The 22,457-nt window shown below is 45.1% G+C and carries 18 protein-coding genes; 7 read left to right on the top strand and 11 right to left on the bottom strand.

The window, feature by feature from the left end; translation table 11 throughout:
• Window positions 1–37: 37 nt before the first annotated feature.
• From QUB13_RS25165 to QUB13_RS25155, 3 genes are all read left to right on the top strand, one after another.
• Window positions 38–2,842, top strand: a complete 2,805-nt coding sequence (locus tag QUB13_RS25165; RefSeq protein ID WP_333386362.1) for an adenylate/guanylate cyclase domain-containing protein — start codon at window positions 38–40, stop codon at window positions 2,840–2,842.
• Between the two features lie 228 nt (window positions 2,843–3,070).
• Entirely contained in the window at window positions 3,071–6,451 is a 3,381-nt protein-coding gene (locus QUB13_RS25160) for a PAS domain S-box protein (RefSeq protein ID WP_333386359.1), read from the top strand.
• A gap of 4 nt (window positions 6,452–6,455) precedes the next feature.
• Complete coding sequence (locus QUB13_RS25155) at window positions 6,456–7,568, top strand: hybrid sensor histidine kinase/response regulator (RefSeq protein WP_333386356.1); 1,113 nt, start codon at window positions 6,456–6,458, stop codon at window positions 7,566–7,568.
• Window positions 7,569–7,846: 278 nt separating this feature from the next.
• Here the strand turns inward: QUB13_RS25155 and QUB13_RS25150 are convergent, their stop codons facing one another.
• Window positions 7,847–9,046, bottom strand: coding sequence for an NAD(P)/FAD-dependent oxidoreductase (locus QUB13_RS25150; RefSeq protein ID WP_333386353.1), 1,200 nt, complete (start codon window positions 9,044–9,046; stop codon window positions 7,847–7,849).
• A gap of 305 nt (window positions 9,047–9,351) precedes the next feature.
• Between QUB13_RS25150 and QUB13_RS25145 the strand changes: the two genes are divergently transcribed.
• Complete coding sequence (locus QUB13_RS25145; protein WP_333386350.1) at window positions 9,352–9,630, top strand: hypothetical protein; 279 nt, start codon at window positions 9,352–9,354, stop codon at window positions 9,628–9,630.
• Between the two features lie 51 nt (window positions 9,631–9,681).
• Entirely contained in the window at window positions 9,682–10,221 is a 540-nt protein-coding gene (locus QUB13_RS25140; protein WP_333386347.1) for a DUF2231 domain-containing protein, read from the top strand.
• Between the two features lie 55 nt (window positions 10,222–10,276).
• On the opposite strand, the gene cutA is transcribed toward QUB13_RS25140, so the two are convergent.
• The 8 genes from cutA to QUB13_RS25100 form a co-directional block, all read right to left on the bottom strand.
• On the bottom strand, window positions 10,277–10,609 hold the full coding sequence (gene cutA, locus QUB13_RS25135) for a divalent-cation tolerance protein CutA (protein WP_333386344.1): 333 nt from the start codon (window positions 10,607–10,609) through the stop codon (window positions 10,277–10,279).
• Window positions 10,610–10,823: 214 nt separating this feature from the next.
• Window positions 10,824–11,033, bottom strand: coding sequence for a hypothetical protein (locus QUB13_RS25130; RefSeq protein WP_333386341.1), 210 nt, complete (start codon window positions 11,031–11,033; stop codon window positions 10,824–10,826).
• Window positions 11,034–11,052: 19 nt separating this feature from the next.
• Window positions 11,053–11,943, bottom strand: coding sequence for a pentapeptide repeat-containing protein (locus tag QUB13_RS25125; protein ID WP_333386339.1), 891 nt, complete (start codon window positions 11,941–11,943; stop codon window positions 11,053–11,055).
• Between the two features lie 250 nt (window positions 11,944–12,193).
• Window positions 12,194–14,683, bottom strand: a complete 2,490-nt coding sequence (locus tag QUB13_RS25120; RefSeq protein WP_333386336.1) for a VIT domain-containing protein — start codon at window positions 14,681–14,683, stop codon at window positions 12,194–12,196.
• Window positions 14,684–15,249: 566 nt separating this feature from the next.
• A complete protein-coding gene (ilvN, locus tag QUB13_RS25115) occupies window positions 15,250–15,768 on the bottom strand; it encodes an acetolactate synthase small subunit (RefSeq protein WP_333386333.1) in 519 nt (172 codons plus the stop codon).
• 446 nt (window positions 15,769–16,214) lie between these two features.
• Complete coding sequence (locus tag QUB13_RS25110) at window positions 16,215–17,027, bottom strand: carbon-nitrogen hydrolase family protein (protein WP_333386328.1); 813 nt, start codon at window positions 17,025–17,027, stop codon at window positions 16,215–16,217.
• A 415-nt stretch (window positions 17,028–17,442) separates the two neighbouring features.
• A complete protein-coding gene (gene psaJ, locus QUB13_RS25105; RefSeq protein WP_193971956.1) occupies window positions 17,443–17,571 on the bottom strand; it encodes a photosystem I reaction center subunit IX in 129 nt (42 codons plus the stop codon).
• Window positions 17,572–17,687: 116 nt separating this feature from the next.
• Window positions 17,688–18,176 (bottom strand): Photosystem I reaction center subunit III, encoded by a 489-nt coding sequence (locus tag QUB13_RS25100; protein WP_194012451.1) that lies wholly within the window; start codon window positions 18,174–18,176, stop codon window positions 17,688–17,690.
• A gap of 340 nt (window positions 18,177–18,516) precedes the next feature.
• Here QUB13_RS25100 and tsaD point away from each other — a divergent pair, with 340 nt between their 5' ends.
• Both tsaD and QUB13_RS25090 read left to right on the top strand, forming a co-directional pair.
• Entirely contained in the window at window positions 18,517–19,590 is a 1,074-nt protein-coding gene (gene tsaD / locus QUB13_RS25095; protein WP_333386325.1) for a tRNA (adenosine(37)-N6)-threonylcarbamoyltransferase complex transferase subunit TsaD, read from the top strand.
• Window positions 19,591–19,819: 229 nt separating this feature from the next.
• Window positions 19,820–20,311 carry a GNAT family N-acetyltransferase gene (locus tag QUB13_RS25090; RefSeq protein ID WP_333386322.1) on the top strand — a complete coding sequence of 164 codons (492 nt, stop codon included), beginning with the start codon at window positions 19,820–19,822 and terminating at the stop codon, window positions 20,309–20,311.
• Between the two features lie 250 nt (window positions 20,312–20,561).
• Here QUB13_RS25090 and QUB13_RS25085 read toward each other — a convergent pair whose 3' ends face one another.
• Both QUB13_RS25085 and QUB13_RS25080 read right to left on the bottom strand, forming a co-directional pair.
• The gene (locus tag QUB13_RS25085; protein WP_333386319.1) at window positions 20,562–21,305 is read right to left on the bottom strand and encodes an HAD family hydrolase; all 744 of its coding nucleotides are present in this window, start codon (window positions 21,303–21,305) and stop codon (window positions 20,562–20,564) included.
• Window positions 21,306–21,642: 337 nt separating this feature from the next.
• Entirely contained in the window at window positions 21,643–22,023 is a 381-nt protein-coding gene (locus tag QUB13_RS25080) for an endonuclease domain-containing protein (protein ID WP_333386315.1), read from the bottom strand.
• Window positions 22,024–22,457: the final 434 nt, after the last annotated feature.

Here is a 22,457-nt window from a genome sequence, read left to right as displayed (position 1 = left end):
CAGGAACAGAGGGCGTATTCACTACTAAGAATCCAACATGAACACCCTGTTAAAAAAACTGTTGGTTCCCCACCACCTGGAGTACCTAGCACTCGATAAAGACTTTTTAATCCAAGAGACATCTTTCCAAGTGCAGCGCTTCGCCGACTTTCCCGAAGAAGTAACGGCCGGCAACGATGTGCGGCTTCCTTTTCCTGAATTGGTGGGAACTGAAGAAATTTTAATCGATATTTTTGAAGGGCGGTTGCCAAACTTTGAATTTAAAGCGATAACTCGGGTACTAGAAAATGGCTCGCCGCTTTATTTTGATATGTATATCGTCGAATTCAGCAATGACGATAATTATCAGAGATTAATTATCTTTTTTGAAGACGTAACCGACAGGATGGGTTTAGAACAAACTCTAGTCCAAGCTACCAATGAAATGAATATTTTATTGAGTACCTTAGCCGCTACTAATAATTATGTTGAAAAAATTATTACTTCAATTGCTGAAGTTTTGTTGGTGACAACTGCATCGGGAAAAATCAAAAAAATCAATCAAGCGACTCAAGATTTATTCGGTTACAGCGAATCAGAATTAGTAGGACAGCAAATAAACGCTCTTGCTGCTGATGGTGAATCTTTGCAAGCAGTCAGCCAACAGCAGTCTCAATCATCTCCAACCAATGTCGAAGTAGTTTGCACGGCAAAAACCGGAGAAAAGTTCACAGTTGCTTTTTCCTGTACGCCAATTCCGAGTGAAATTCAAGGAATTTCTCAAACAAGGGCCGCCCTCCAAGATTTCGTGTACATCGGCCGCGACGTTACAGATAGAGAGCGAGCCCGCAAGCGAAAACTAGCTCAGTACGTCACCACTCGTATCCTGTCTACATCCGAAACAATCAAAAAAGCTTTAACAGCAATTCTTCCGGTAATTTGCGACACCTTGGAATGGGATACCGCCGAACTTTGGATGCCGGAAGCTGGCGAAAAACTGCTGTCAGGAAGTAAGAGAATAACTGCGGTTTCCGACCCCAATTTGCTCCGGTGCGCGGCCAGTTGGACAAAAGGCTCAGTTTCTATCCCCAAATTTGCCGAATTTGGCGAACAAATGACCTGTGAGTTGGGGGAAGGATTGCCCGGTCTCGTTTGGGCTAGCGGTTCCCCTGAGTGGATTGCCGATGTCACAAAAAGTGACATTTTTCTGCGCCGAGAAATCGCTGTTGCAGAAGGACTGCACGGAGCTTTTGCCTTCCCTATTTTGGGCGATTACGAGCAGGAAACTTCGGAAAAGTCTGTGTTGGGAGTGATGACTTTCTTTAGCTGTGAAGTGCGGAGTTTTGATGAAGAATTGCTCCAAATAATGGGAACAATCGGCAGTCAACTCGGTCAATTTATTAAGCGTAAACAAGCTGAAATAGCGTTGCGGGAAAGCGAAGAACAACTGCGAGATTTATTTGAAAATGCTACTGATTTAATTCAAAGTATTGGAGCTGACGGTCATTTTTTGTATGTAAATCGGGCTTGGCGGGAAACTCTGGGCTACAGCGAAGCAGAAATTGCTGAAATGAGTGTTTTTGATATTATTCATCCCAACAGTTCCCCTGAGTCTCTGGATATATTATATCAAGCTATCAGTAAAAATGACTTTAATGAAGATACATTTTATCCCGAGTCTATCGAAGTAATATTTATCACGAAATCTTCTGAATTGATTTTGCTAGAAGGTAGCATAAGCTGTAAATTTTCGGAAGGTTCGTTAGTGGCGATTCGCGCTATTTTGCGAGATATTACTGCTCGAAAAGTGGCAGAAGATGCCCTGGCACAATCGGTGTCTTTGCTGCAAGCAACGTTTGATTCTACTGCTGACGGTATTTTAGCTATTGACAGGAACGGAAAAATAGTCAGTTTCAATCGAGAATTTGTGGAAATGTGGGGGATACCTAATGAAGTGATGGCGCTGCGAGACGATGCTACAACGATCGCTTTTGTGCTGAACCAACTCAAAGATCCCCAAGGATTCCAAGACAGAATAGAATCGCTTTACGATCAGCCAGAAGCCGAAAGTTTCGATTTGTTGGAATTTCAAGATGGCCGATTTTTTGAACGCTATTCGGAACCGCAGCGGCTGGGAGACAAGATTATCGGCAGAGTCTGGAGTTACCACGATATTACGGAACGCAAGCAAGCGGAAGATGCCCTGCGGGAAGAACAAGCAAAATCAGAAAAGTTGCTGTTAAATATTTTGCCGAAGGCAATAGCAGAACGCCTCAAGCAAAACGAAACCACTATTGCTGAATATTTTCCTGAAGTGACTGTTTTGTTTGCAGATATTGTGGGGTTTACAGCGTTGTCTAGCACCATGAATCCGATCGCTCTCGTGGAACTCCTCAATAAAGTTTTTTCAAGATTCGATTTGTTGTGCGAACAGCACGGCTTAGAAAAAATCAAGACAATTGGCGACGCATACATGGTTGTGGGAGGGCTGCCGAATCCCAGGGCAGATCACGCTGAGGCGATCGCCAAACTGGCTCTAGATATGCAAACAGAAATGGCTCGGTTTCATCAAAAGAATCACAAATTTTTTAGCATCCGCATCGGTATTCACAGCGGCCCGGTTGTTGCCGGAGTAATTGGTCTCAAAAAGTTTATTTATGATTTGTGGGGCGACACGGTAAATATTGCTTCCCGAATGGAGTCTCACGGTATATCTTGGCGGATTCAAGTTAGCGAAACTACTTATAAGTTATTGGAACACCAATATTTATTTCAGGAACGGGGAATTATTCAAGTTAAAGGAAAAGGGGGTATGAAAACTTATCTGCTCGTTAGGAAAAAACAAGTAGTCAGTAGTCAGTAGTCAGTAGTCAGTAGTTATTAGTCAGTAGTTATTAGTCAGTAGTCAGTAGTCATTAGTCATATCGTTTCCGGTTGCATCGGAATGATGTTAACAGTCAACAGTTAACAGTCAACAGTGAATTTACTATTGCGATGAAGAGAGGATTTGATATCATGAGTCATGAGTCATCTGGCTGATGACTAAAAGTGTTGCTAAAGTGAGTTAACAATACTTTTTAGGTCTAGACGGATGGAATTTGCTAATTTGTTGACAAATTTACGATCGCCCTTAGAATTTGTCGATCGCCCGCCAGTGACGGTTGCGCCCTCAACTTTGCTCCCAGAGGCGATCGCCCTGATGCGTCAGGCGAAAAATCCTTGTGGGCTGCCAAATTCACCGCCAGACTCGCACGAAACGGTAAAAACATTGATTAGTTGCCTCTTAGTGGTCGATAAAAATCAGCTAGTCGGACTGCTAAGCCCGCCAGATGTGCTGAACTTAGTCGCCGAATCCGGCTGGCAAACAATGCAAGTTGCCGATGTAATGACGCGAAATTTAATTGTTTTAAAAGAATCTGAATTTACAAATGTTTTTAGCATATTTAAGCTGTTTTGTCAACACTCGATCGATTGCTTGCCAATTGTGGACGAACGGGGTCAGCCCGTAGGTTTAGTCACAGAAAAAAGGATTCGCCCAGAAATTTACAGCCTAGTCAAAATGTTGCAGCAAGAAGTTGTAAAACTTCAGCACAAACAGTCTGAACTCTTAGAAAACAATGCAGAAATCTCCAAACAAGTCAGCGATTGCCAAAATGCCGAAACAGCCCTTCGCTACAGCGAAGCCCGCTACCGGGCGATTGTGGAAGACCAAACCGAACTGATTTGCCGCTACCTCGCTGACGGCAAAATCACATTTGTCAATCAAGCTTATTGCCGCTATTTTGGCATGAAACTAGAAGACTTGCTCGGTAATAGCTTTCTGCCATTAATTTTAGAACAAGACCGAGAATCTATTGTGGAGCAATATAATTTAGTGTCTCCCGAACAGCCTGTTTTTACTTGCGAACACCGGGTAATTTTGCCGAACGGAGAAATTCGCACTCAGCAGTGGAGCAATCGGGCTATATTCGACGAGACAGGACAAATCGTCGAGTATCAAGCTGTGGGTCGAGATGTGAGCGATCGCTGGCTTGCAGAAACCGCTTTGCAAAAACTCAACGCAGAGTTAGAACAGCGAGTTCAGCAGCGCACTGAACGCTACGAACAAGCCGTATTAACAGCTAAATTGACTGCAGAAAAACTGCAAAACTCTGAAGCTCAACTGCTGGCGCTGTTTAATGCGATGACCGATATCGTGATGGTTTTCGATGGCAGGGGCCGCTACCTCAAAGTCGCCCCCACGGCTCCCCAACTGCTGTACAAACCGGCTCCTGAAATGTTGGGCCAAACCCTCGCCGAAATCTTCCCAGAAGCGGAAGCTAATTTTGCCCTCGGCCACATTCGCCAAACCCTGGCATCTGGGGAAACCCACAGAGTTGAATACAGCATGGAAATTGAGGGCAAGTTAATCTGGTTTGATGGCCGTATTTCGCCCATTGGGGTCGATCGGGTGATGTGGGTGGCCCGAGACATTACCCCTCGCAAACACGTAGAAGCTGCACTGCAAAAAAGTGAGGAAAAGTTTCGCAATTTGTTTGATGATGCTCCAATTGCGATTTGTTTGACAACCGTGCGCGACTACCGCTTGAGCGAAGTGAATGAAGCTCACCGGCAGATGTTGGGTTACACCGATGCGGAGTTGGCGACAATGAGTTTAGCCGATATCACTTACCCAGAAGATTTAGAAGCAGATTTAGAGCAAGTCAAGCAGTTAATCGAGGGCAATATTCCTCGCTTCGGGATGGAAAAACGTTTGATTAAGAAGAATGGCGAGCTGATGTGGGCTAACTTGACGGTGACGCTGATCCGCGACGGCGAGGGCTTTCCTCTCTACAGCATGGGGGCGATCGAAGATATCAGCGATCGCAAGCGGGCAGACATGGAATTGCAGCAGTTAAAAGAACGCCTGCAATTTTTACTAGCTTCTAATCCGGCGGTAATTTTTACTGCTGCAACGATGGGAGATTTTTGTACTACTTACATCAGCGACAACGTTAAGACAATTGTTGGCTACGACCCCCAAGAGCTGTTAGCCGATTCTAAGTTTTGGTCGAGCCGCATTCACCCTGACGATTTGCCAAAATTTTTAGTAAATATTTCTGATTTGTCTGAGGTGAAAAATTGCATTTGCGAGTACCGATTTCTGCACAAAGACGGAGTTTACCGCTGGCTGCGGACGGAACTAAAACTATTGGTAGATAGCAGAGGAAAACCGATCGAAATTATTGGTTATGCCGCCGATATTAGTAATTCTAAATGCGCCGAAATAGCTTTGCGGCAGCAGTTCGAGCAAGAACGGCTGGTGGAGGCGATCGCCCGTCGCGTCCGCCAGTCTTTGCAATTAGAGGAAATTCTCAACACCACGGTTGCCGAACTCCAGCAAATATTGTTAGCCGATCGAGTTTTGGTTTATCAAATTTTACCTAAAAGTGGCGGTTTGGTCGTTGCTGAAGCCGTGGCAGAAGGATGCAGCCCGCTGGTAGGGAATTTTTTTGGCGAAGAGGTTTTTCCTGCCGAAAGCTATCAGCTTTATTTGCAAGGGCGAATTCGTGCGATTTCCGATATAAATGATGCCTCTATTACCCCTTGTATAATGGAGTTTATGAAACAAATTGAAGTGAGGGCAAAGTTGGTAGTGCCGATTATTCAGCAGGGCCAGCTTTGGGGATTGCTGATTGCACACCAGTGCGATGGGCCCAGGGATTGGCAAGAATCGGAAATCAATTTATTTCAGCAGTTGGTTAATCAATTGGCGATCGCCATTCACCAATCTCTACTCTACCAGCAACTGCAAGCTGAACTGAGCGAGCGCTTCCAAGCGGAAGTAAATTTGAAAAACTCCCTCAAAGAGAAAGAGATTTTGCTCAAAGAAATTCACCACCGCGTCAAAAACAACCTCTGCGTCGTTGCCAGTTTGTTAGAATTGCAATCTAACACCGTTGCCGATCCGCAATTAGCCCAAATGTTTGAAGAAAGTCAGAACCGCCTGTACTCTATGGCTCTGATTCACGAGAAACTGTACAGATCGACTAACCTGGCGCAAATTAATTTTGGCGAATATCTCGAAGATTTGGTAACTAACTTGTTTCACTCTTACAATATTAGTGACAACCGCATTCTGTTGCAGGTAATAGCTGAACCAATTTCCCTCAATCTAGAGACTGCTACTCCTTGCGGCTTAATTGCCAATGAATTGGTTTCAAATACCCTGAAACACGCTTTTCCTGATGGTGCTAGCGGTACAGTTAGTGTAGAATGCTATCAAACGGGCGATCTGCAAATCCACCTCTTGGTCAAGGACAACGGCATTGGCTTTCCTCAAAACTTAGATTTTCGGAAAACTAACTCGATGGGCTTTCAAGTTGTCTGCACCTTAACCGAACAGTTAGAAGGAACCATCGAAATCTCAAGAAAAATCGGCACCGAATTTCACGTAATATTTAACGAACTCAACTACTCTCAAAGGTTTTAAAGTCATGATGTTTGCAACTCAAGAAATTAATATTTTAATTGTCGAAGACGAACTATTAATCGCTAAAAATTTATCTGTAAAATTAGAAAAATTGGGATATACAATCGCTGGTATCGTTTCTTCAGGAGCCGATGCCATCCAGCGTGCAGGCGAAATCAAACCCGATTTGATTTTAATGGATATAGTCATAAAAGGCGAGATTGACGGCATAGAAACAGCAACAAGAATTAATCAAAAATTAGATATCCCAATTATCTATACAACTGCCTATGCAGACGATGAAACTTTGCAGCGAGCCGAAAATAGTGGTTCTTACGGCTACCTCCTCAAACCGTTTAAAGAAAGAGAACTGCACGCTACGATCAAGATAGCGCTGAGCAAACATCAAGAAGCAGTTAAAATGCAAACACTTATTGCATTAGCCGCCGTGAAAAGCAACAATAGATCGCGATTTATTTCAATGGCATACCACGATTTAAACACTCCTTTAACTACGATACAACTATCGGCCGAAATGCTGGAAGATAGCGAATTGTGTAAAACTCCAGAAACTCCCAATAAAAATGTCGCTCGCATCAAAAAAGCCGTCAGTAATATGAGTGGATTGCTGGAGGATATTTTAATGCTCAGTAAAGCAGAAGCCGGCAAACTTTCCTTGAATTTAGATAGTTTCAATGTGACAGATTTCTGCTGCTCTATTTTAGAGGAACTGCAACCTATCGTCACCGATAAACACATCCTAAATTTTCGCGCCCAAACCAAGCCGCTGTACGCCAATCTTGATGTAAAATTGCTGCACCACCTCCTGACTAATTTGCTATCAAATGCTATTAAATATTCTCCTAATGGCGGCAATGTTAGTTTAGAATTAAGCTGCGAAAACCAGCAAATAATATTTTGCGTTCGAGATGAAGGAATAGGGATGACAGCGGAATATGAAGGAAAACTATTTCAGCAGTTTGAACGTGGTGCTAATGTAGGTAAGATTAAAGGATCGGGTTTGGGACTCTGCATTGTCAAACACATAGTTGACCTGCACGGCGGTACAATAAGTGTGGAAAGTGCGATCGATAAAGGTACTACATTTATTGTCGCGCTTCCTTTTCTTAGTCATTAGTTATTAGTTATTAGTTATTGGTTATTGGTTATTGGTTATTGGTTATTGGTTATTGGTTATTGGTTATTGGTTATTGGTCATTAGTCATTAGCTGAAAGGGGGCGGGTTAACCAACTATAGCGGTTCTCAAGCGTGGTGAGTATGCCCTATGCCCTATGCCCTATGCCCTATGCCCTATGCCGCCGGATAGTACCTCATTTTTCTGAGAACCGGTATATCTATAATTCCAACTAATTAATATACATCAACCGGCCCTACCCACTAACAGTTAAGATTAGTCATTTTTTAGCAAATCTATCTGGAGACAAAAGCTCGTAGCGTAGCGGGGCGTAAGCCATCGCCCAATCTTTTTCTCCCGCCGCCCAATTTGCAAATCGCTCAGCTAAAGCGGGCACAATAGCCAAAGGATTGCTCAAACCCGAAAAAACCTGCAATCCAGGGCGATCGCCAATCGGCCCCACTACAGGCAAATTATCGGCGCTAAAGGCTACAATACAATCGTGCCAAGTTGCAGGTAAATTTGCCACATCTGGCAAAACCTTGCCGATACCGGCACGAATTGCTTTTTCGCTAGTTTGGCGATCGACTTTAGCATTCAAATCGCTCAAAGTGCGAGACAATTGCCCGATCCGCAAACTGCCATCATTAAACCGAATTGCACCAGCATCTAAAATCGGCGGGTGCAACTCTTTACCCGGTTCATCCCAAAGAAAATCTACCTCAATTTTACTCGATTCAGCTTCCAATTCAAAACGTTTTAATAGCGCGGGCATCACGAAAGTCCTGAGTTGCAAATCCACAGGTGGAGTCTCCAAAATCTCAGCGCGAGTAAAATAAACTCCTGCCGAAATACCTGCCGCCTTCAGCAAACTTCGACTCCAACCTCCCGCACAAATCACCGCATTTTCGCAAGCATAATTTTCGCGTACCGTTTTGACTCCCGAAATCCGATTTCCTTCTGCAATCAATCCAGTTACTTCAGCAAATTCTATAGTTCCTCCCAACCGCAAAAACCCTTGACAATAAGCTTGATTTGTGGCTGTGGGGGAAATGTGACCGTGACGGACAGTCAGAGCTCCGGCGATCGCACTTTTATTCAGCAAAGGTTCCAACTCACCAGCTTCTGCAGCGCTCAAAAGCTGCGGAGGAATTGCAAAATGGGCGTAATTAGCCGCTACTTGTTCGGCATCGCTTCCCGCATCAATTGTCAGCAACAAATCCAACTCGCGAAACTCCGTATCAGCATCTAATTCGGTCGATAAATTGCGGTGGCGTTCGATACCTTCCTGACATAATTGGCGAGTTAAATCAGTCGTACCCGACCAATAAGCCAAGCCGCCGTAACTAAAACGAGTAGCATTTTGCATCGCAGTATCTCGTTCCAAAAGTAGCACCGCAAAACCTTTTTTTGTGAGTTCGTAACTCACTGCTGCGCCCGTAATTCCGCCGCCGACAACAATCCAATCGTAACTTTTCATTAGTAATTTAAAGGGAAAGAACAAATAATATCAAATCCTCTATTCATCGGAATAGTAAATTGATTGTTGACTGTTAACTGTTAACAGTTAACATCATTCCGATGCAACCGGAATTAATATAATACTTTGATTTTAGCTTAGGAAGTTTTGGAACCAGCTCAAAAGTCTCTACCTAGAGGAAGATGCTGCGCGCGATCGGCATAACTGCAATTTACACCCCTTGGGAGATGTTAACGCAGGCACATTTTTCGTTCAATATTAAGAATTAGAGTCAGCAAAAAATTTAGAAATACTACAGAGGTTTTATGAGTATCGACAAACCGGGCAGAGATATGGAACGCACTGCCAATCCGGGCGATCGCATTTCCGACAAACCGCAAACCATCGAAGAAAAAGCCCAGCAACTGGCGGTAGATCATGTGCCAGACATCACGGGAGACACAGTTACAGTTCCAACTTATGTAATCGTAGAAGAACCAGACGGGGAAAAGAAAGCCTTGCACCACGTCAAAGACGCCGAGGAAATTTCTGATGTAGTTCGGCAGATCCGCGTTGACGAAAATGGCGATCGGATTATGGATTAACTTCAATCCCATAAAAACGGGTTTGTCGTACAAAAGTTATCTGTAAAAATCATGGAAACAAATCAAACAAATAGTACACCTTATCCCAATATTCCGCCCATTCTCGAAAGTGATGACGCAGAGTATCGCGATGCCGGGATTACCAGTACAGTTTCAGTTGCGGGCCATCCCCTCCACCCAGTGCTGATCGTGTTTCCGGTAGCCTTTTTAGTCGGAGCCGCCGGCACGGATATCGGTTATTGGCTGACAAGCGATCCGTTTTGGGCGAGGGCTTCGGTTTGGCTGATCGGTTGCGGTTTTGGTGCGGGGATTTTGGCTGGAATCACGGGCTTTTTAGATTTTACGAGAATTAAAAGAGTGCGCGATCGCAGTGCCGGTTGGTTGCACATGGGCGGCAATGTGGCGGCTCTCGTACTTTCGCTGATTAACCTGCTGTTGCGACAGGGCAATCCGGCTGAGCCGATCGTCTTTACAGGTTTAGCCTTGTCGGTCGTCGTTGCTTCCTTGCTGGGCGTTACAGGCTGGTTCGGCGGCGAACTAAGTTTTCGTCACAAAGTCGGTGTCATCGGCCCTACCAGTCAAAATCTGTAGGTTTCCGATCGTTTGTAGTAGGGACTTGATTCCCTATTTTTGGGATAATTTAGGACTAAAGTCCTGACTCCAAACTTAAAGATTGTCGCAGCCAATGGAGATAAGCCTCGCTGCCAGCGACAATCGGAATAGCAATAATTTCGGGAACTTCATAGGAATGGAGTTCCTGTATTTTTGTTTTTAAAGCCTCAAATTTAGCCAAATCAGTTTTAATCACCAACTGCCACTCCGCCTCGGAATGAATCTCGCCTTGCCAAGTATAAACAGAGCGAATCGGCGACAAACTCACACAAGCAGCCAGCTTGTTTTCGACTAGAGATTTAGCGATATTCTCGGCCTCGGCTTCCGAGCCTGCTGTTACCAGTACCACTCCAAAATTAACTGTCATAACGATTTAAGTTTTGAGATTAAATAATTAATTTGAATAGAAAAGCCCGATCGCATTTTCTAGCAGGAAAACGGTAAGCTGTCGCGCATTTAAATTGTGTATTCAGGGCTAGCGGGACACCCGACTCATTGTTCGATCCTTTTTTTAACATACAATTAATTTAAATACCGCAACAGCTTAGGAATAAAAATTTAATAACTTAAGCGATTGCTCGTTACCAGGAAGAGCCGGGTAATGCTTCTGGGGCGAGGAAGAGCCTCCTTTTATCTGGCAAATTACGGGAGAGAGGAATGTAGGAGATGTTTAAGTTATTAAGTTTTCGATCCTTAGACATTCCCAATTCCCAATTCCCAATTCCCAATTCCCAATTCCCAATTCCCAATTCCCAATTCCCAATTCCCAATTCCCAATAACCAATAACCAATAACTACTAACTAATTATTTTAAATTGCCGCAACTTCCCAAGAATTGATTCTGCACGCCCCAGCTAAGGAAAAGTAGCGCCTAGTAGATTCCGGCAAAATAGCTCCCGCCAACAAAGCACTGTCTAAATTAGCTCCGATTAAAGTCGCCTCGCTCAAATCTGCTGCCATCAAATCAGTTTGACACAGCTTTGTCCAATTCAGATTTGCTCCGATCAAACAACTTCCCTTAAACTTAGCCCCAGTTAAGTTTGCACCAGCCAATTTAACGCCTCGCAACTGAGCCGCACTGAAATTTGCTCCCGCCAAATTCGAGCCTTCCAAATTAGCTCCGATCAGTTTAGCTTCGCTGACATTAACGCCGCTCAAATCTGCACCGCAGAGATTCACTCCTGTCAACTGCGCTCGCCGCAGACTGACTCCGGTTAGTTGAGCTCCAAAAAGTTTTGCACTGTTGAGCTTTGCACCGTAAAGGTTTGCCCATTTAAAATTAGCTCCCGTCAGATTCGCGCCCAGGAAGTTAACTAATTGCAAGTCGGCGCTGCACAAATTGGCATTCCACAATACAGCACTCCGCAGGTTTGCGCCGCTTAAATTTGCGCCGCTTAATTTAGCTCTAGGCAATTTTGCTTTTACCAAAAAAGCTCCGCTCAAATTAGCTTTTGTCAAATCTGCGCCGGAGAGTTTGGTTTCGCCCATTTTGGCAAAACTCAGATTTGTTCTGTGCATTTGTGCGCCTTTGAGCGTTGCTTTGGTGAGAAATGCTCTGCTGAGGTTCGCCCCGGAAAGATTAGCGCCCGAAAGGTTGACTCCGATTAAGATGGCTCCGCTGAGGTTCGCACCGCGCAAATCGGCTCCAGCAAAGTCTCTTTCTCCTTTTTCGTAATTGTTGAGCAGTTCGCTAACTTCCATAGGGCGTGATACCTTCTCTGATTGGGGGGGCGATCGAGAAATCTTAATTAGGAGGTTGTTTCAGAAATGGAACTGTGTCAGAAATTAGACTGTTTTAGCGTTTGCCTCAAACTTTATAACTTCCTATAACACCAGTTTCTGTTCAAACACAATCTCTTAATAAAGATTTTATATTGTTCTCACAGTAGCGATCGCCATTTCGGTACTTTTGACTTAAAAGTTAATGTTCCTTGACATAGATAGTCATTCCTTAACGATCGGGATTAATCCGCAAATTCAGGCGCACCGTACCCTGGAACCCTGCCGGCGGTTGCCAGGAAATCAAGGCTTTCTTGAGAGTCTCTAGAGCGTCTGTTGCTTTCAGGGTAGAGCTTCCAGAGTCTATCGCCACTTTCTGTACGCGGCCGTTTTGTACCGACAGCTCCCACACCGTCTCGCCGCTAACTCCCGCCGGGAGATTAACAGATTGCAGGTATTGAATCAGAGCAGCGCGACTCGTGGCATCCAAGCCTTGGGCACTGACTACTTGCAAGCGAGAAGTCAAAGGCTTCGGCGCGGGCGGCGGCGGCGGTGCTGGTTCGGCGTAAGGGGCTAGCCGCGCGACACCAGGAGCTGGAGCAATCGGTGCAGAAGCGCGAGTCCGGGTCATACTGCGAACCATGCCCCTAGTTTGCTCGTCCTTCTGGGCATCAAAAATACCTTCATAGCTGACACCCTGCGGCAATTCTACAGGCACTTGCACGCGACGGCGCGATCCATCTGGATCGACTCGCACTTCTTCGCTCACCGCCACCAAAGCCGTGTATTCCGATAGCAAGTGATAAGTCAGAGCAGTATTAGTCACAGCTTCCACCAGAGATTTAGTCTCGCCGCCAAACATTTGATTCATTAAACCTTTAATGCGCGATCGCCCCCAAAGTTGAGCCACCGCCGGATTACCAAAATCTGTAACACTTGCTGCGACTGAAGTTGACTCCCGCTGTCGCCCCGATTCGCGAGCAAAATTCACAGGTAAAACCTGCTCGTAAACTTTGCCGCCGGCTTGAGTGCCGCGGATGCGAAGTTTGCCGTTAGCCCGATCGCTCTTTTTGCCAAACAAAACCAGCGGTTGACTGGTAAATAAGTCTGGCGGGGCGATCGGATAAATCTCCGGTTTTTCCCCCATTCCTTCCCAACTAACTTGAATATTAGTCAATACCGGATTATTAATTTGGCGAAAAAACTTTTCAGCAGCCGGTGCTGACGGTTCATCTTGACGAACTACTTGAGAAGTACCTCTTCCCACTTCTGCCAAACGGTTGAGCAAAAACCGATTCACCGAACTGCCCACACCAAAACTATAAAGTCGATTTCCCGGTTTCAGACTCTGCTGCACCTGGGCGAGAACTTCATTTTCATTACCAATATAACCGTCAGTAATCAGTACAATACTCCGCAGAGTTCCTGTTTTGGTCGCCGGAAACTTCATCACAGTTTGAATGCCGTTGAGGAGTTCTGTGCCGCCGTTAGCCTGCAAAGCATCGATATAGTTAATTGCCATTTGTCGATTAGCTTCTGTATTCGCTAAAGGAGTTGTTGAAAGTGCTTTCGCAGTGTTGGCAAAATCAATAATAGTAAAAGTATCCTTGGGATTTAGCCCTTGAATGAAGCGGCGCATCAACTCCTTAGATTTTGCCAGCGGTTCGCCCTGCTGGGAACCGGAAGTATCCATCAAAAACACGACATCTTTCGGTACAATTTCATTGGTTTTGTAGTTTAAGGCGGGAATCAAATAAGTAGCAAAATGACCGCCCCGCTGGTCGGATTGAGTCAGGACTGTGGCGCGAGTATTTTCGCCTGCTACTCGATAGCGCAAAATTAAATCTTTATTGGGAATTGTGTCAGAGTCAGCTAATTTGACGCGAACAATATTGGCGCTGCGGTCAGTGGTAATTTGATGGGAAGTAGAGCGGACATCGCCGATCGCCACTCCGGCATCTATTTCTACCTCCACAGCGATATCGTGACCCGATCGCGTTCCGGGAGTCAAAACAGGCGGGTTAATGCGATCTGGATCGGTCGTATTTCGCGAAACGTAGCGCGGCCCAACCACCGTGGGAAACACAAATTCGTAATCGCCACCGACAAACTTGAGACTTTCGGTGTAGCGAATCGTAACTTCAATTTTTTCTCCCGGTTTGATATTAGCCAGAGACTGAGTAAAAATATTATCGCGTTCTTGTTCCAACAAACCCGCAGTCCGGCCTTCTTGGCGAGCTTTTTGGTAAATTTCCAAAGCTTCATCGCGCCGTTTGATATCACCTTTAATAATGCGATCGCCGATTTTAATTTCCATGTCATCCACCGCCGCTTCGTCGGGTAAAGGAAAGACATAAACAGCTTCTAAAGATTCGGGAAAAGGATTTTCAAACTTCTGAACAACTTCGACGCGGGAGATATTGCCGGCAATTTTGGCTTTAACTTCAGTTTTTTTGAGAGGAAATACTTGTTCTCTGGCAGTATTTTGAGTTTTGACGAACAAACCGCCGACTTGACAGCGAGTTTCGGGCGATCGGGCTTCCACCTTGCAACCAACATCGTTACTAGCGACGATTTTCGGCGACAGAGGTGAGTAATTGTGCTCCCTAGCGTTGGCTTGAGCCGCGTTTGGAGCTAGCCACACGCCGCACTCGATCGCAGCAAACAATGCGATACCAGCAGAAAGCAATTGTTGAGGGGACAGAACGCAGACAAACTTCATAGCTATTTATCATCAGACTTGAGGTGCTCTGTCTACCATGACCTTAGCATTGGCGAAACGTTCCTGAGTTACCTTTCTGGAAACAGTGAGAAAATCTGTGTTTTGCATTTACATAAAGCAGTTCTCATCAAGATGAGGTATTGACAGATCGATTCCTCAATCCCTCCCTCGCCCAATCTAAAATCTAAAATCTAAAATCCCTCAATCTAAAATCGACTGACTTCTCACTTTTTGGAGAAAGGCTATATAGAACCCATTTGACATCTTTGAGTTTTTGGGTTGGGTGACGAGAAATATAGAGATCAACTGGTTTCTGAGATTTACGCAAGGGGCGAGAAACCGGGTTTATAAGAGTTTTTGGTTGGGTGACGAGAAATATAGAGATCAACCCGGTTTCTGAGATTTACGCAGAATAGATATCAAATGGATTTTATATGTAAATTATTGATAATGCTGTCCCCCCCGAACATCGACTTCGCTCGGGGGGGACAGCACTATATAATTCCGATGCTACCGGATTTGATATTAGATCCGTTACATCTCGTATGTTCAAGCTTGACTGCTGCTTAAACTTTCGCTTCCAAAGACTTGAGAAACTCCGTATTTACCCCCGACTCCCGCGTCAGGGCAATTTTTCCAGTCCGAGCAATTTCCTTAATCCCAAATTTATTCAGAACTTGGACGATCGCCACCATTTTACCCGGATCTCCGACAACTTCCAAAGTCAGCGTATCATCACCAATATCCACCACTCGCGCTCTAAAAATCTGAGCTAACTCAATGATCTCCGATCGCGTCCCGCTAGCGGCATTAACTTTCAGCAACATCAACTCCCGTTCCACACAGGGAGTTTCCGTTATATCCTGAACTTTGAGGACATTAATCAACTTGTACAGTTGCTTGGTCAACTGTTCGATCACCTGATCGTCTCCCGGTACAACCATCGTAATCCGAGACACTCCCACTTGCTCCGCCGGGCCGACGGCCAGACTTTCAATATTAAAACCCCGACGGGCAAACAAACCAGCAATTCGAGTGAGGACACCCGCTTCATCTTCAACTAAAACCGAAAGAGTGTGTTTCATTTCTCCTAAAACTATTAAATTAGTCTGAATATCTGTTGCAGAAAGTGCGCGGTAGGATGCTGTGGTGGCGCACCGGTTGAGTTTGTAGGGTGTGCCGCCAGCATCGGTTAGCGTTTGTTTGTAGCTAACACGACTTTAGAGTGCGATCGAGGGAAAAATTTCTTAGTCTGTCGCCGTCACCATCGGCCAGAATCGCACTCTACAATAACTAAGTTTTTTTGTGTACGAACGTACACAATTCATCGGTCGAATAAAAATTATTGAGGTTTGGTGCCTGGTACAGACTGAAATTTTGACACCAATTGGTGACAAAATTGGCAAGTACCAAGAAACCCTAACTCACAAGATTTGTTGCATTCATTAACTCGCTCTTGTTGAAATCATCTGTGTCGATCTGCTTTACATCTGCTGTTCACCGGATCGCATCAAAGATTTAGGCAAGAAATTTACAGAAAAACCCGGTGTTGCAGCGATGGCATTTGGCGGCGGACTTGTTCTAGCCGATCGGGATTAATCTCTGCAATCGCCACACCCGGTTCCTCTCCCGCATCCGCCAAAACCGCACCCCAAGGGTCTACAATCATCGCGTGACCGTGAGTTTGACGGCGGCCGTAGTGGTGTCCAGTCTGTGCCGGGGCGATCGCGTAACAAGTATTCTCGATCGCCCTAGCTTGCAGCAAAACCTTCCAGTGATCCTTACCGGTGTAAGCCGTAAAAGCCGCCGGCACGAACAAAACATCAGCACCCTTGTGCGACAAATACCTGTACACTTCCGGGAACCGCACGTCATAGCACACAGAAAGTCCCAGCGTCCCCAACTCCGGCGACACATAAACCTGCGGCCAATCTTCACCAGCTTTCACCGTGTTCGATTCCCTGTAAGTAATGCCGTCTGGCACGTTCACATCAAACAAATGTACTTTCTTGTACCTTGCCAACTCATTGCCGTTTGGGTCTACCAGCAAACAAGTATTGTATACCTTACCGCTTTCCGTCGGCACCGGAAACCCGCCGCCCAGAATCGTTACCTGGAAGCGCAGGGCCATAGTTTTGAGGAATTTTTCGCTTTGGAGTCCGATCGCCTCTGCTTGAGCAATTTTATCCTCTTCTTCTCCCATAAAGGAGAAGTTTTCTGGTAAGGAAATTAATTCCGCACCCCGACGTACTGCTAGGTCGATTAATTCCTCTGCCTGAACCAAATTTTTTTCCAGGTCAGGCAAGCTAGTCATTTGAATTGCTGCGGCGAGATAAGACTTCATCGATTCACAATATTAGTCAATAGTCAATAGTCATTAGTCAATAGTCATCTGTCATCAGTCATTAGTCATTAGTTATCAGAAACTTGAGAAACTAATGTGGTAACTAGATAGTTGAAAATTTTGGCTTTTTCCCACTGGCGCGGGGGAAGCCTCTCTTTGGAGTGCTTTTGTAGTGCGAGGTGTTGCAATCTGGAGTTTTCCCCGCCAGCGAGTCTAACCGTTGCCGCAACACCTCGCACTCAAACAAAAAATACTTTTTACCAAGCCGGAGATTTTCCCCGCGCGGGTGGCCTTTAACCAACCGGCTTTGAGAGTTTTGATGTTTGAAATTTCAATTCACATTTAATTCAAAACTCAAAACTCAAAACTCTCAACTATTTTCCCCTAGGTTTGGCGATCTAATTTCGCTCAAATCTTACGGTAGCGGATGGAAAAGCAAGTCTGGGAAAAAGCGGTTAAATTCAATCAAACCCGCAGCTTGAATTGAAATCCAGAGGATTGCCAATACTGGTGCTGTCGAAAGAAACTTGACAAAATATTGCATGAATTCTGCTCCTGAAAATTTGAGACAGGTGGTAATTGTCGGTCTACCGCTAATTGCGCTAATTTGCAGTGCAATTGGTTAACTACTAGCTATTAGCGCCGATCCATTTCCCAATTTTAGCGGGGGGAAACAGTAATTTCGTCGTCCTTAGCAAACATTTCACCGGTGGTGATTTCTTTGACAGCCGCCAGAGGCCACAAAACACCGCTCAGCATACAGCTAATTGCCAAAGGAACGTCGATAATAATCTCTTTTTCCTCGGGAGTTGATGATTTTTTGGCTGCTTGCAGGTAAGCGCGGCCCACCCAACCAATCCAACCAGCAATATACAAGAACAGGACGCTGGGAATCAAAAAGTCGCCAGCGAAACTCAAATTGCCGTCTACGATTAAGTGCGGGTATCCTTCCGGGCCGCACATCTCGGCAGAATAACGCTCGAATCGCGCTTTCGCAGATGCTGGGTCGCCATTTGTAGAACGCGCATTTTTAGCAAGTTCTTGGAATGCGGGAGAGTCTTTGCACGGCACTAAATTGTAAGCCGAAGCAACTGGAGCAAAACTGAACCACAGACTAACCACTAAAATTGCAGCAAACAATCGTCGCATGAAATTGTTTCCCTTTGTTACAAAACAATAAGTTTTTTTACAAGCATTTCAACTTGCCGATCGCGAATCTAGATTACCGCACTTGCTGAGAGTGTAAAATCTCCATCATTGATGCGGGAAAACCCAATACAATCAGGGATTCGCATTTTATCAGTCAGCGTGAGAGCTAGCAATACCGCAAGGATATTTCACAGCTTGCATCACTTCTCGATCGTCCGCATCTGTCCTTCGGGAGGCAGATGCTCCCGCGAACTATAACCTGAGTACAAGTATAGCGGGGGAGTTGCGCCGAATTAGTTAAGCTAGCAATAGCTAACCTATCAAATAAAATTACCAGTTAATGGCAACCATTTTCGCGATCGAAACAAGTTGTGACGAAACAGCAGCAGCAATTGTTAAGAATCGTCAAGTTTGCAGCAATGTTGTAGCATCACAAATTAAAATCCACCAGCAGTATGGTGGAGTAGTGCCCGAAGTAGCTTCGCGCAGTCACCTAGAAATGCTAAATCAGGTAATTGCCCAGTGTTTGAGTGAAGCCAACCTGAGTTGGTCAGAAATTGACGGCATTGCAGCCACTTGTGCACCCGGTTTAGTAGGTGCATTGTTAGTCGGGCTCACAGCAGCCAAAACCTTAGCAATAGTCCACCAAAAACCTTTTTTAGGTGTCCACCACCTCGAAGGACACATCTACGCTTCTTACCTTACCGAACCCGACTTGCAGCCACCATTTTTGTGCTTGTTAGTTTCCGGGGGACACACTAGCTTGATTTACGTCAAAGATTGCGGCGTTTACGAAACAGTAGGACAAACACGCGACGATGCTGCCGGTGAAGCTTTTGATAAAGTCGCCCGACTCTTGCAGCTAGGATATCCAGGCGGGCCGGTAATTGACCAATTAGCAGCCCTTGGCAATCCCCAAGCATACCCCCTACCAGAAGGCAGAATTTCGATGCCGGGAGGCGGCTACCATCCCTACGATAGTAGCTTTAGCGGGTTGAAAACAGCAGTTTTGCAATTAGTGCAGAAACTTAAAAAACAAGATATTAATACCGGTGGCGAAGGCATTTTAGCTGACTCTACAATTAATGATATTGCGGCGAGTTTTCAGGAAACAGTAGCTAAGAGTTTAACAAAAAGAGCGATCGGCTGTGCCATAAATTTCGGGCTCAGCACTATTGTAGTCGGCGGCGGAGTTGCAGCAAACAGCGGACTGCGAAAACACTTACAAACAGCAGCAGCCAAACACAACTTGCGAGTATTGTTTCCCCCATTAAAATATTGTACGGATAACGCAGCAATGATCGGCTGTGCAGCAGCAGAACACTTGCAGCGAGGACACACGTCACCGCTGAATTTAGGAGCCAATTCGCGTATGGCAGTTAGCGATATCATGGAACTGTACAAAGTGCAGTAAAGATAAGTTTCTAGCCGTAGGGTGCGTCGCCGTTTAAAATCCTGAAATTATAAAAAAAATCTCCTAACGACGCACCTGACAACAGGGCCGAAAAACAAACCGAATACAAATTTTGTAGCAAAATTTTTAGAAAGGGTATAAGGTGCGGATATGTCAGATTATTGATATGCAAGTTAGGGATTTTTGATGTATCCGCACCCTACAACTTCTCACTTCCTTCTTCCAAACTATGAAAATCAGATCCGCAGTAGAAAGCGATTTAGCAGCAATTGTTCAAATATATAACGCAGCAATACCGGGCAGAATGTCCACAGCAGATTTAGAACCAGTCTCAGTAGAAAGTCGCCTCGCGTGGTACAGAGAACATTCTCCCAATTCCTGGCCGATTTGGGTAATGGAATCCGAACAAAATATTGTGGGGTGGCTGAGTTTTCAGCTTTTCTACGGACGCGCCGCCTATCAGCATACAGCAGAAGTTAGCCTCTACGTCGCGCCCGATCGCCAACGCTGCGGAATTGGACAAAAATTATTGCAATCGGCAATCCTGCGGAGTCCCGAATTGCAACTAAAAAACCTGATAGGCCTGATTTTTGCCCACAATCAGCCGAGTTTAAGATTGTTCGAGAAATTTGGCTTTCAGCAGTGGGGATATCTGCCGCAAGTCACCGAACTTGATGGCGTTGAAAGGGATATCGTAATTCTCGGTTTGCGTTGTTTGTAGGGAGTTAAGCATTGCCAATTGGTGTTAAATTAAGATTAAAAACCTTTGTATCTCTCGCTTATAGCTTAGTCTAGATCCCCCTAAATCCCACTTAAGAAGGGACTTTGAATGCTCTTTTTTCTCCTCCTTTTTAAGGTGGACTTTGAACACTCTTGTCCCCCCCTTTTTAAGGGGGGTTAGGGGGGATCTAGACTAGGCTGTAGTGCCATATTTTTCCAAGCCAAACCAGCCTTAGTGATACGATTGTTGCTCAATCTGCTATAATTATGATTTCATCCAAAGATGCGATCGCCACATCAGCCTTTTCCAAATGACTAACCTCGGCATTTCCCCAACAAATCCCGATACAGCCTGCCGCCCCCGCATTCTGACCCATCTGAATATCACCCGTTGAATCTCCCACCATCAAAGTCGCTGCAGGATTTACTCCCAGTTGTTCGCAAGCTTGCAAAAACAATCTCGGATTTGGTTTATTAAGTTCCGTCGAATCCACACCCATTTCTAACTGAATCCAATCGCTTAATTCATGGGTTTTCACGAATTTCTGCACCGCCGCCGTCGTAGCAGCAGACAGAATTCCCAGTTTTAAACCAGCTTCCGAAAGATTTTTTAGCACTTCCAAACTGCCGACAAACATCGGAGAAGATGACGCATTTTTAAACATTTCGTCAGCTTCATCAAAAGCGCGGCGCGCAATATTTAAAGATTCCAACCATCCCCTGCCAGTTTCCGCAATGTATCCCGCTGTGACAATCTCAGTTTCTCTGCGACTGCCGACTGCTAGCAAACCCGTGGGATCAATGCTGCCGCTTTCGATGCCGAAAGCCATTTGTAAAGGCTCTCCAACGCCGGGAATTTGAGCATCTGCGAGGCGCGATCGCTTAAGCCCCAAAAGTCTCAAAAACTCCTGAGAATCCTCTAGAGTGCCGTCTTTGTCAAAGATTATGGCTTGAATATTTGAGAAGGTAATGTCCCGACATTTAATACTTACCAAGAATCATAACTCCGAAATTTCTATATTTTTTTGTATTGTCTCATCTTGTGCTCTTTTTGGCAACTGTTTTGAGCGCAATGATACTCTTGTCCCCCCCTTCTTAAGGGGGGTTAGGCAGGGTGGATTAATTGTCATCCTAGAAATAGGTACGTAATTGGGCTTTAGCCCTCTTTAGACGTATATATAAAGAGGGCTAAAGCCCAACTACGTACCTTTATTAATATAACACTTGCGTCCCAGACGCGAGCTTTGAGCGGTGCTTTCTGTCGTTTCAGATTTCTTCTCCCCACAATAAAACCACCCTGCTTCTTAAGGGGGGTTAGGGGGGATCTAGGCCCTAACTATTACGATCGCACTCCGCCAACAACTCCTGACAAACTCCTTCACAATACTGCAACACATCAACATTCGTCAACCTGACAACTTTGAGTCCATACCCCTCTAAAATCCCTGTTCTTTCTGCATCATGTTGTTTCCCCTGTTCCGTAAAATGACTTTCCCCATCTACCTCAATTACCAATCTTAAAGCAGCACAATAAAAATCTACAATAAAATTGTCTATCGGTCGCTGCCTCAAAACTCGAAAAGGGAAATTTCTTAGACAATTTTGCCAATTTTTTTTTTCGGCTGGAGTTGGATTTTTCCGAAGTTCCTGGGCGATTGGGATAAGTTTTTGGTTGTAAGGTAGGTGGAAATTGGAGTCGTTTAATTTGGTCATAATTCTCCTCCTGTCGATCCGGAGATCCCCCCTAACCCCCCTTAAGAAAGGGGGAACAAGAATGCTCTTAAAGTCAACCCCTACTCCCCTTCTTAAGGGGGATGCGAGGGGGTTCTCCGGGGCATAAATATATTAAGTAAACCGTATTTGGTCGTAATTCTCCTTTTCTCGATCCAAAGATCCCCCCTAACCCCCTTAAGAAAGGGGGAACAAGAATGCTCTTAAAGTCAACCCCTACTCCCCTTCTTAAGGGGGATGCGAGGGGGATCTCCGGGGCATAAATATATTAAGTAAACCGTATTTGGTCGTAATTCTCCTTTTCTCGATCCGGAGATCCCCCCTAACCCCCCTTAAGAAGCAGGGTGGATTAATTGTCATCCTAGAAATAGGTACGTAATTGGGCTTTAGCCCTCTTTAGACGTATATATAAAGAG

It is taken from the genome of Microcoleus sp. B4-D4, assembly GCF_036705185.1.
Taxonomy (GTDB): domain Bacteria; phylum Cyanobacteriota; class Cyanobacteriia; order Cyanobacteriales; family Microcoleaceae; genus Microcoleus.
The sequence above is the reverse complement of the archived record's forward strand: the minus strand, read 5'-3'. Positions and strand labels throughout refer to the sequence as shown.

Coding starts and splice junctions, on each gene's coding strand:
- QUB13_RS25080 (WP_333386315.1), bottom strand. CDS start 22,023: ATGACCAAATTAAACGACTCCAATTTCCACCTACCTTACAACCAAAAA.
- QUB13_RS25155 (WP_333386356.1), top strand. CDS start 6,456: ATGATGTTTGCAACTCAAGAAATTAATATTTTAATTGTCGAAGACGAA.
- QUB13_RS25165 (WP_333386362.1), top strand. CDS start 38: ATGAACACCCTGTTAAAAAAACTGTTGGTTCCCCACCACCTGGAGTAC.
- QUB13_RS25150 (WP_333386353.1), bottom strand. CDS start 9,046: ATGAAAAGTTACGATTGGATTGTTGTCGGCGGCGGAATTACGGGCGCA.
- cutA (WP_333386344.1), bottom strand. CDS start 10,609: ATGACAGTTAATTTTGGAGTGGTACTGGTAACAGCAGGCTCGGAAGCC.
- QUB13_RS25110 (WP_333386328.1), bottom strand. CDS start 17,027: ATGAAGTCTTATCTCGCCGCAGCAATTCAAATGACTAGCTTGCCTGAC.
- tsaD (WP_333386325.1), top strand. CDS start 18,517: ATGGCAACCATTTTCGCGATCGAAACAAGTTGTGACGAAACAGCAGCA.
- QUB13_RS25100 (WP_194012451.1), bottom strand. CDS start 18,176: ATGCGACGATTGTTTGCTGCAATTTTAGTGGTTAGTCTGTGGTTCAGT.
- QUB13_RS25160 (WP_333386359.1), top strand. CDS start 3,071: ATGGAATTTGCTAATTTGTTGACAAATTTACGATCGCCCTTAGAATTT.
- QUB13_RS25140 (WP_333386347.1), top strand. CDS start 9,682: ATGGAAACAAATCAAACAAATAGTACACCTTATCCCAATATTCCGCCC.
- ilvN (WP_333386333.1), bottom strand. CDS start 15,768: ATGAAACACACTCTTTCGGTTTTAGTTGAAGATGAAGCGGGTGTCCTC.
- QUB13_RS25125 (WP_333386339.1), bottom strand. CDS start 11,943: ATGGAAGTTAGCGAACTGCTCAACAATTACGAAAAAGGAGAAAGAGAC.
- QUB13_RS25120 (WP_333386336.1), bottom strand. CDS start 14,683: ATGAAGTTTGTCTGCGTTCTGTCCCCTCAACAATTGCTTTCTGCTGGT.
- QUB13_RS25090 (WP_333386322.1), top strand. CDS start 19,820: ATGAAAATCAGATCCGCAGTAGAAAGCGATTTAGCAGCAATTGTTCAA.
- psaJ (WP_193971956.1), bottom strand. CDS start 17,571: ATGCAATATTTTGTCAAGTTTCTTTCGACAGCACCAGTATTGGCAATC.
- QUB13_RS25145 (WP_333386350.1), top strand. CDS start 9,352: ATGAGTATCGACAAACCGGGCAGAGATATGGAACGCACTGCCAATCCG.